The 9,756-nt window shown below is 64.4% G+C and carries 11 protein-coding genes; all 11 read right to left on the bottom strand.

What is annotated here, in order from left to right; translation table 11 throughout:
• Positions 1-2: 2 nt before the first annotated feature.
• Positions 3-422 carry an acyl-CoA thioesterase gene (locus ACY69P_RS09845; RefSeq protein ID WP_459901200.1) on the bottom strand — a complete coding sequence of 140 codons (420 nt, stop codon included), beginning with the start codon at positions 420-422 and terminating at the stop codon, positions 3-5.
• The gene (apgM, locus tag ACY69P_RS09840; protein WP_462327334.1) at positions 419-1,621 is read right to left on the bottom strand and encodes a 2,3-bisphosphoglycerate-independent phosphoglycerate mutase; all 1,203 of its coding nucleotides are present in this window, start codon (positions 1,619-1,621) and stop codon (positions 419-421) included. Before apgM ends, ACY69P_RS09845 begins: the two co-directional genes overlap by 4 nt.
• Before the next feature lie 208 nt (positions 1,622-1,829).
• Positions 1,830-3,116, bottom strand: coding sequence for a homoserine dehydrogenase (locus tag ACY69P_RS09835; RefSeq protein WP_404843319.1), 1,287 nt, complete (start codon positions 3,114-3,116; stop codon positions 1,830-1,832).
• Positions 3,110-4,297: an aminotransferase class I/II-fold pyridoxal phosphate-dependent enzyme gene (locus ACY69P_RS09830; protein ID WP_462327333.1), complete on the bottom strand. Its 1,188-nt coding sequence runs from the start codon at positions 4,295-4,297 to the stop codon at positions 3,110-3,112. Before ACY69P_RS09830 ends, ACY69P_RS09835 begins: the two co-directional genes overlap by 7 nt.
• A gap of 192 nt (positions 4,298-4,489) precedes the next feature.
• Entirely contained in the window at positions 4,490-4,975 is a 486-nt protein-coding gene (locus ACY69P_RS09825; protein WP_459901203.1) for a hypothetical protein, read from the bottom strand.
• A gap of 52 nt (positions 4,976-5,027) precedes the next feature.
• The gene (locus tag ACY69P_RS09820) at positions 5,028-5,507 is read right to left on the bottom strand and encodes a hypothetical protein (protein WP_404843316.1); all 480 of its coding nucleotides are present in this window, start codon (positions 5,505-5,507) and stop codon (positions 5,028-5,030) included.
• A gap of 75 nt (positions 5,508-5,582) precedes the next feature.
• Positions 5,583-5,891, bottom strand: a complete 309-nt coding sequence (locus ACY69P_RS09815; protein ID WP_459901205.1) for a late competence development ComFB family protein — start codon at positions 5,889-5,891, stop codon at positions 5,583-5,585.
• Positions 5,892-6,163: 272 nt separating this feature from the next.
• Positions 6,164-6,901 (bottom strand): tetratricopeptide repeat protein, encoded by a 738-nt coding sequence (locus ACY69P_RS09810; protein WP_462327332.1) that lies wholly within the window; start codon positions 6,899-6,901, stop codon positions 6,164-6,166.
• A gap of 240 nt (positions 6,902-7,141) precedes the next feature.
• Entirely contained in the window at positions 7,142-7,990 is an 849-nt protein-coding gene (locus tag ACY69P_RS09805; protein ID WP_462327331.1) for a hypothetical protein, read from the bottom strand.
• 71 nt (positions 7,991-8,061) lie between these two features.
• Positions 8,062-8,775, bottom strand: coding sequence for a phosphoribosylanthranilate isomerase (locus ACY69P_RS09800; RefSeq protein WP_462327330.1), 714 nt, complete (start codon positions 8,773-8,775; stop codon positions 8,062-8,064).
• Positions 8,776-8,792: 17 nt separating this feature from the next.
• A partial coding sequence (locus ACY69P_RS09795) for a hypothetical protein (RefSeq protein ID WP_462327329.1) occupies positions 8,793-9,756 on the bottom strand: 964 nt, incomplete at its 5' end.

Raw genomic sequence — 9,756 nt, 5'->3', positions numbered from 1 at the left:
TTTTAGGCGTTGGTGGGGTGGTTTTGCATGAGGTCTTTGAGCCAGTCGGGCACGCGGGTGGGGCGGCCTTCTGGTGTGACGCAGGCGTGCTGTGTCATGCCGGTGGCGTGGAGGACGGAGTTGTCTTCGTTGTAGAGCTCGTAGGAGAAGGTGATGGAGGCGCGGCCCCATTCGGAGATGGTGGTGTAGACGTTGACGAGCTCGTCGTAGCGGATGGGGCGTTTGTAGCGGGCTTTGGCTTCCCGGACGGGCAGGAACAGGCCGCGTTGTTCGACGGTGTTGTAGCTCATGCCGAAGGAGCGGATGAGGTGGCTTCTGGCGCGTTCGAAAACGTGGAGATACTCGGCGTAGTAGAGCACCTGCATGGCGTCGGTCTCCCCGTAGGAGACGCGGTGCTGATAGCAAATGGGGGGCTGAGTCATTGGCGAAACCTCTGTATGACCCGGTGTAGAAGCGAATGTCCGGGGTTGATGTGGACGCCGGTCTGTGAGGCGTGGTGTTCGGAATAAGCGGCAAGCTGATGCGGGCTGTGCGGATGCTGGGCTAGGATGAAGGGCGCTGGCGTGTCAGTGTGCACTTTGAGGCCGACGGGCGTGTAGTGATCGCAGGCGATGAGTACGGCCGGGGCGATGTCCTGCGTGCTGGCAAGAAAAGGTCCGACGACGGCGCGGTCAAACAGTTCGATGGAGCGCACCTTGCTGGCGATGTCGCCGCGGTGGGCGCAGTCGTCGGGGGCTTCGACGTGCAGGAGGACGTAGTCGCCGCCGGAGCGGAGATGCTGGATGGCGGCTTGAACTTTGGCGGCGTAGTCGGTGGCGATGGTGCCTGTGGCTCCGGGAATGGACGGGACGTGCATCCCCGCGGCGTGGCCGAGACCTTTCAGCAGGTCCACGGCGGTGATGATGGCGCCGTGGTGCCCGGTGGCGGCGGTGAAATTGGGCAGGCGGAGCGGCGCGCCCTGACTCCACGGCCAGAGGGCGTTGGCGGCAATGCCGGGGAAGGCGGCGCGCAGTTCATGCTCCGCGTTAGCGAGAAAGGCGGCAAGGGGCGCGTGGTGTTGAAGCGTCGTGATGTCCGGGGCAATTGATTGACCGATGATGTCGTGCGGCGGGCGGATGCGGATGCTGGATGCTGGCCCGTTGGCGCCGCCGCGCTCTATGAGCAGATGCCGGTACCCAAGGCCGGGAACGAGGGTGAATCGCGGATGCGGAAGGCGCGCGGCAAGGTGCGAGATGATGCGCGTGGCAAGGCGCGGGGCGCAGGCTCCGGCGGTGAAATCGGCCATGCGGCGGTCGCTGAGGGGACCGGCGAGACTGACGAGATTGAGCCGCCAGACGATGTCATCTGGGCCAAGGTCGCAGTCGCGCGCGGCGGCTTCGATGGGGCCGCGTCCGGTGTGGTGCTGGCGCGGGTTGAAGCCGAGCAAACTCATGCAGGCGACGTCGGACCCGGCGGACATGCCGGTGGGGATGGTGGCGATGGTCCCGGCGCAGCACTGGGCGGCAAGGGCGTCCATGTGCGGCGTGTGCGCGGCTTCAAGGGGCGTGCGTCCGCCGAGGGCGGCAAGGGGATAGTCCGCCATGCCGTCGGCGATGAGAAAGGCAAGTGGTGCGTGCGCCATGGTGTGCAGTGCGTTGTGCGTGCGGTTAAACTGGTCTGTGTGCAGCCCGCGTTTTGGGCAATCTTTGAGCAGCGTCTGGGCCGCAAGCGGCGCGGGCGTGTGCTTGCCACATGGGTGCATGATTGGCGCGGCTGCGTCAAATGCATGGATGAAAAAAAGCGGCCCGCCAAAGTGGCGGGCCGCGTGCAGTGCGGATATGCCGCGCGGGCTACAGGATGCGGAAATGCATTGTCCTGTCGATGGTCAGGCCCATGGCGTCGATGTCGCGCATGGCGGCGTGAATGTCCCCGGCTTTGGCTTCGTGCGTCAGGAAGACCAGCGGCACGCCGCCGCCGTCGATGGACGGCTTTTGGGTGGCCTGCTGGATGCTGATGTTGCGGTCTGCCATGACTCCGGCGATGTCGCGCAGTACGCCTGCTCTGTCCGGCACGATAAAGCGCAGATAGTGCAGGGACACGGCGTCGTCCAGGTCCAGAATGTCGGCCTTTGGCAGGGCTGGGTCAACGAAACCGAGGTTGTTGGGCGCGGCGTCGCGGGCAATGGCCATGATGTCTGCCAGCACGGCGCTGCCTGTGGGCTTATCGCCGGCACCCTTGCCGTGGAGCACCACAGGGCCAGCGCCGCCCTCAAGGCGGATGGCGTTGTAGGCACCGGACACGGAGGCCAGCAGGTTATCCTCGGGCACGAGGGCGGGGTAGACGCCCGCCTCGACCTTGCCGTCCACAAGGCGCGCCTGCGCCAGCAGCTTGATGCGGTAGCCGAACTTCTGCGCAAAGCGGATGTCCATGGGCGTGACCACGGTGATGCCGGTGACGGGCAGGCTGGCAAAGGGATAGTTGCGGCCAAAGGCGAGGCGGATGAGTAGCGTCAGCTTGTGGGCTGCGTCAATGCCCTCGATGTCGAGGGTGGGGTCCGCTTCGGCGTAGCCTTTGTCCTGCGCGGCGGCGAGGGCTGTGTTGAAGTCCAGCCCTTTGTCGGTCATCTCTGTGAGGATGTAGTTCGCCGTGCCGTTGAGGATGCCGAGAATCTTGTGAATGCTGTTGCCAGCAAGGGATTCCTTCAGCGGGTCCACAACGGGGATGCCGCCGGCGACGCTGGCTTCAAAACCGAGATGGACGTTCTTTTCCGCCGCGAGGGCGAAGAGGTCCATGCCGTTTTCGGCCAGCAGAGCCTTATTGGCGGTCACGGCGTGCTTTCCGGCGGAGATGGCTTCTGTAATGAGCTGTTTGGGGAAGTCGATACCGCCGGTGAGTTCCACAACGATGTCGATGTCCGGGTCGTCGATAAGGGCGCGGTAATCCGTGACCGGAGTGGCGCCGATGGCTTCCACGCCGGGCCGTCTGTGCTCACTGCGGATGAGCACGGATTTGATGCGGATGTCCTTGCCGGTACGACGGTGGATGTCGTTGCGGCTTTCCTCAAGAACATCGGCAAGCCCCTGTCCGACGGTGCCGAACCCGGCAAGACCGATGTTGATGACCTGTTTGTCTAGCACGTCTTGGCTCCCTCCAGAACCTTCTTGATGCCACGAATGGCTTGCTGTGTGCGTTGTTTATTCTCAATGAGGGCGAAGCGTACATAGTCGTCGCCGTAGTTGCCGAAGCCAAGCCCCGGCGATACGGCCACGTGGCCCTCGGTGAGCATCATCTTCGAAAATTCCACGGAACCCATGTCGCGGAACTGTTCCGGGATTTTGGCCCACAGGAACATGGTTGCCTTGGGCGGGGTGACGTCCCAGCCGATGCGCTTCAGGCCGTCGCACAGCACGTCGCGGCGGTCCTTGTACACGTCCACAATCTCCTTCACGCACTCCTGCGGGCCGTTGAGGGCCACGGTGGCGGCGATCTGGATGGGCTGGAAGATGCCATAGTCGAGGTAGCTCTTGATGCGGGTCAGCGCCTGCACCATGTCGCGGTTGCCGCAGCAAAAGCCCATACGCCAGCCGGCCATGGAATAGCTCTTGGACATGGAGAAGAACTCCACGCCGACTTCCTTGGCGCCCTTGGCCTGCAGGAAGCTGGGGGCCTCGTAGTCGTCGAAGGTGAAGTCCGCGTACGCCAAATCGTGGATGACGCGGATGTTGTTCTCCATGGCGAAGTCCACAATCTTCTGGTGGAAGGCCAGGTCCACAACTTCGGCAGTGGGGTTGTGCGGGTAGCAGTAGATGAGCAGTTTCGGCTTGGGCCACGTCTGGCTGACGGCCAGCTCAAGGTCCGCGATGAAGTCGCGCTCCGGCCCAATGGGAATACGGCGGACGTCAGCACCGGCAATGACGGCGGAATAGGGATGGATGGGGTAGGCCGGGTCCTGTGTGAACACGACGTCACCGGGCTGGAGCATCGCTAAGGCAAGGTGAGCAAGGCCTTCCTTGGAGCCCATGGTTGCCACGCATTCCTGATCCGGGTCCAGATAGACGCCAAAGCGTCTGGCGTACCAATCGCCGATGGCGGCGCGCAGGTTCGGGATGCCACGGGATGCGGAATATCTGTGGTTGACGGGCTTTTGCGCCGCCTCGCACAGCTTGTCGACGATGTGCTGGGGCGTAGGCGTATCGGGGTTGCCCATGCCAAGGTCGACGATGTCGATGTTCTGCCGACGCAGCTTCATTTTCAGCTGGTTGACCACGGCGAACACGTACGGTGGCAGACGGTGCATTCTGGGGAAGTCATTGCTCATGCGACACTGCTCCTTAAAGTATAGACGGAAGGGCACGGAGACGACCGTGCCATGTGCCGGTATTCCAAGTGCCTTGCCACTTTAGGGAAGGTGGTGCTCCCTGTCAAAGCGGGATGCCTGAATATGAGCGGGGGGAGGGCGGCTCCGCCCGCTGGAAACAGGCTGGAACCGGAAATGGCCGGCAGGGCCTGCTTACTCGAACAAATAGGCGTACTGTGCCGCTACGGCATCGGTACGCCCTGCGAGGGCCTCTGCGGTTGCTGCCACATTGGCAGCGGTAACGATACCTGCCTCGGAGGCAAGGTAATGCGTCAAAACGTTATCATTGGACGAGAAAATCCACACCGCGCTGTAGGCGGAACCAATCTCGGGGCGAGAGGGGAACTCCTGCTTGGTCTTGATGACCAGCTTGATCTTTTTCTCATCCTTGGCGGAGAGGGTGAACAGCGAGGAGGAATTGAGGATTTCCTTAATCTGGAAAACGAGCCGGGTGCCGACGTTGTCCACGTCGTCATGCACCACGCTCACCGGGGTGACGCGCAGGGTATCCGGCGTAGCCGGAGTGTCGGGGATGTCCTGTGCGGGGGCGGCTTCCTGCGCAAGGGCGCAGGGCGCGGCCAGAAGGGCCACGAGGAGAGCCGAAAAGAGGATGGTGAGCAGGCGCTGTACCGATGCCATGAGTGCGCGTTTCCTTACTGTTTTCGAAAGGGGCGTAAGCCGTTACGAGGCATCAGGTTTGCGAGCTAAACGCCGTCTTGTCAAGAGAAGTCTTTTCCTTGAAGAAAGCGTCAACCAGCTCGCGGTCCTCTGCCAGAATGCGCAAATCCGCCACTGGCATGGGGTCCGGGCGGTTGCCGTGCATGCGCAGGGCGCGGTCCACAAAATCGGCAAGGATGAAGGACGCGCGGATGTGCTTGACGATGGGCTGTGGGCCCCACACCACATGCAGGTTCAGCACGGTTTGGCGCTCCTCGCCGCTGGCGATGAGGTTGCCGGTGTGCATGAGGGCCTCGCGCGCGGAGTGCGGAAACATGCCGGACCACTCGGCGACGCGGTTGATGAAGGCGGGCATCACCGCAATGTAATAGAGCGGATCGATTTTCACGGCGATGGACATGCCGGGAACGCCAAGAACCATGGGCGAACGCTGAAACGCCCGGCCAAGCCCCTTGCCGAGGCGGTGGATGGATTCCGAGTAATCCTTGAGCATGCGGCCTCCGTGACGGATGCCCGGACGCCCCTTCCGCTGGGGCCGGTGGCGGTGCGTCCGGCGTTGGTGGATGGCTTAGGCGTTGTAATTCGGCCTGTTTTGCACGGTGAGGACGGCGTCGCGCACAACTTCCTCAATCACTTCCTCGCGCACTGGCTCGCGCAGGACGATGCTGCCGCGCTGGATGTACCGGGCGGGAAGCGTGTTGAGGCTGAGGGCGTAGATGTCCTCAAGGTCCAGCTTATTGGGCTTGTAGCCGTCAAATTCCGGCAGGATGCGAATCATGGCTTCCACAACGCGTTGTTCATTCTTGTTGCGGATATGGGCCAGCGGTGTGCCCTGCACCTTGAGCGCGTCCAGCGCGTCTTGCGTCTTTTTGTCCATGCGACGCTCCTTGTGTTGTTCTGTATATCTAGCATGGGGACAGGGGGACTTCAATTGCCATGCGGCATCTGCGCGGGGACGTGCGGCAGGCGGTGAGGCGGCCTGCAGAGGGTGATGCCTGTTGCGGCAGAATCCATCAACGATGTTTGCTTCCGCAAGTGACTGTATTGCGTAGCCCAAGATATGGAAAAAGCGCAAGAAAAAGCGGCGCATCCGAAATGGATGCGCCGCTGTGATGCGTGGGCAGTGGCGCGGGCGGTTGGTGCGCTGGCTTAAAAGTCTAGCCGGACGGGACCTGTGGCGTCGGGGTGCTTGCGCTTTATCCAGCGCAGAAAACGCCGCGACATTTCGTGGTCCGGGTTGATGGCGAGGGACTTTTCAAGAAAGTGCACGGCCTTTTTGATGTCCTTTTTTTCGTAGTAGGCGCGGGCGATGTTGTGCATGAGGTTGTCGTCCCCGGCGGCGAGGTCTATGGCCCGCAGATAGTGCTGAATGGCGGTGTCGAAGAGGTTCTGCTTGCGCAGGGACACGCCGAAGTCGTTGAACATGTGCTTGTGCTCGGGCTTGAAGTCGCCCTCAACCTCGGCCAGCTGGTCAAAGACATCCTGCGCGCGCTGCAGGTTGCCGCGCTTGAGGTAGGTGAGCGCTATGCCAAAGGTGGCGCGGGCGCTTTGCTCCATCTCCTCGGCGGAGCCGGAAATGTCGAACCCTTCAATGGATGTGGACGCGGGGGCGGCATCCGGCGTGGCGATGGGGTCGCGCAGGGGGATGGGGTCGTCCATGGCGACTTTGTCGCCGCCAAGGCCGGACTGGATGTAGAATTCCGGTTCGGGCTGGAAGCGCTCCAGCACGTCGTCCACGGAGACGGTGCGCTTTTTGCCGATGGGGATAAGGCTTTCGTTGATGGGCTGTACTTCGGCCTGCCCATCGCTCGTTTCATTGACCAGCCAGTATTGTTTGACGCGGGTTTTGCGCGTCGTTGCGCCTTGCCCGGTCCTTTTGAGTTCCATTGTCGAAAAGACGCCCTTGATTGGCGTGCGGTCGGACGTATCTGCTGCGGACATGTGAGCCTTGGCTGGCGGTGGTGATGTGCGCCGGTGATGCTCCCGCTGTTGAGCGCCACGGGCCGGTGCCGTTTTCCGCGCCGTGATGGGGGCGCGATGCCGCGCTGTGGCGGCGCGGTCTGTCACACAGGGAAATAGCACGGAAGCCGCCCGCCCGCCAAGTCGCGGCAGGGCGCCCGGCGGGGCTTATTGCGCGGCGTCGATGAGCATAAGAATGAGCGCCATCAGCCCAACGCCGATGACGAACCAAAACAGCCGCCACGCTGCGGCGCTGATGCGTCCGTGACGTGGCGGGGCCACAAAGGCGTGGGCCTCGTCGTCCACAGGGGATTCGGGGGGAGAGGCGGATGTGGTGGGCGAGGCAGGTGTGGTGGGCGAGACTGGCGCGTTGGATGCTGCGGGAGTGGTGGCGGATGGCGCATCAGTACTGGGAGCCCTGGGCGGCGCGGGGCGCTGCTGGGTGTCCGGCGCCGGGGCGGCAGCGCGAGCGGAGGACGCAGGGGATGACGGCGCTGGCGCTGCGGACTTGGCGGCGGCAGATGGCGCCTGCGGGGGAGCCTGCTCCGGCGTCGCGCCGTGTTGGGGGGGCGGGGTCTGTTGCGAGGTGTGGTTCGGAGATGCAGGCGCTTCGCTGTCCTGCGCGGTCTCGTTTTGCGTGGCGGCGGAGCGCGGGGGCAGGTTGAGGCGTGTGGCGCGAAGCAGAGATTCCAGAAGCTGTTGCCGCCGGGCGCGGGATTGGAAGCTGACAAGGCCGTGGGTGTAAGTGGCGGCAACCTGTGTGCCGCCGTCCACAGCGGTCAGCGAGAAGGTAAACCGCCGCCCCACATTCAAAAAGGAAAAAGGCGGGCGGGCAATGAGCAGGCCAAAGGCCCGGTTCACCAGCGCCGAAGTGTGCCCCAGCTGTTGCAGGGCGTTGTAGATGGCAAGGAGCACCTCGCCCCGCGGGGCCGCAATGGTACAGACCATTTCGGTCTCCCGCGCGGAGAACGAAATGGAGTCGAGGGTATATCCCGGATGTCGGTCATGGCTTGCCACGGCACCTCCACGCCTGAGTCCAGTCCTCATTCTTAAATGCCTGAAACACGGCGCAAAGGCAAATGGATGTCTTATTCGTCCAGTGCGGCGAAGGCCTCCTGCGCGGCGGTAACGAAATGCGTGACCAGTGTGCGGGACTTTCGGCCGTTTGGCGCTTCTACGCCGGTGTGGGCGTCCACAGCGGCGGGGCGTGCTGTGGCGATGGCCTCGGCCACGTTGCCGGGGTGCAGGCCGCCAGCAAGGATGACCGGGCGCGGGGACAGGCGCACCAGTTCGCGGTCCACGCGCCAGTCGTGCGGGTGCCCTGTTGCGCCGGTTGCGCCGGTTGCGGGGTCGAAGGAATCGGTCAGGAAGGCGTCGGCATGTTCGGCGTAGGCACGCACCTGCTGGGCCAACTGCACCATGGCGTCGGGGGTGACCTCCGGCGGGACGATGAGGCTTTTGATGATGCGCAGGTCCGGTCGGCGCTCCTTGAGGGTGGCAAGGAGCTGCGGCGGAACGTCGGCGTGGAGCTGTACGCGCGGGGTGCCCACGGTGTCGCACAGGGTAAGGATGGCGTCGGCGTCAGTCAGGTAGGTGATGACCACGGCGGCGACGTGCGGCGGCAGGTCCGTGACGATGGCCGCGGCGTCCTGCTCGGTGAGGTCTTCGGCGTGCACGGCAAGGCGCAGGGGAAAGCCGAGGCTGTCCACGCCAAGCTCGGTGAGCATTGTGGCCTCGGCGGCATCAATGATGCCCGCGATTTGGATGCGCGGACATACGGGGGCGGAATCGGTTCTGCTCATGGGGCGCTCCGTGGCGGTCAGGGGTGAAGCTCCGCGCGGCCAGCGGCGGTGCCAAGCGCGGCGCGAAGGCGCGATATCAGCGTGCGGCGGACGTCAGCCGCGGGCCGCGAGGTCCGGGCGCGGACGTCGAATCCCGGCGCGGGCGGCGCCGGGAAAAAGGCGGCAAGCCCGTGCTGGCGCGCCAGTGCATGCGCGTGGGCATATTCTCCGTTATCCCATGCTGTCAACGCTTGCGCAAGGGAGGGGAGCGCGGCGCGTGGCGGCATGTCCGCCGCCGTAGGCAGTGCGCACAGCTGCGCTCCAGTGGGCTGGAGCAGACGCGCGCAGGAGGCGGCAGCGGTGGACGGCCAAAACTCGGGAGCCGCCGTCTGGAGGGTGAAGACAGATTCCATGCTCTGGCCGCCGCCATGGCGCAGGTCGCGGCGCAGGGCGGCACGCGCGCCCTCGGCCGCGAGGAGCTTGCGCCGCAGGTCGTTGGCGGCGCGGCGCAGGCGCTGGATGCGCTGTACGGCGGAGGCCGGATCCAGCCGGTAGGCCGCAACGCGGATGCCAACAAAGGAGCGCCGGAATTCGTTGAGGGCTGCGGTCTCCTTGGCAATGCGGGAGTTGGCCGCCTCATGCAGGGGCACCAGCCGCGCGGCGGTGGCAAGGTCCCCTGCCGCGTTGGCGGCCATAATGTCGCGCTCCAGCGCACTGCGCCGGGTGATGAGGGCGTTGATGCGGGCAGAGCGCGTCATGGCGTCCAGCGTGCGGGAGCAGTCGTCCTTGTGGGTCAGCAGGTGGTCAAGCTCACTGCGAAGGGCGGTGATGCGCTGGGTCTGGCGTTCAAGAGCATCCGCAAGGCGCCGCTGGCGTGCTTTTGCAGACTCCAGCCGCAGGCGAGTGATGGTCGTGCGCACGTGCCCCGGAGCGCCGGGAGCCGGGGTGATGCGTGGTATGAGCACCACTGCCGCACCCAAAAGGCGCGGGGCGAGGCGGGCG

The organism is Desulfobaculum sp. (assembly GCF_054921475.1).
This window is presented reverse-complemented; position numbering and strand designations above follow the sequence as displayed.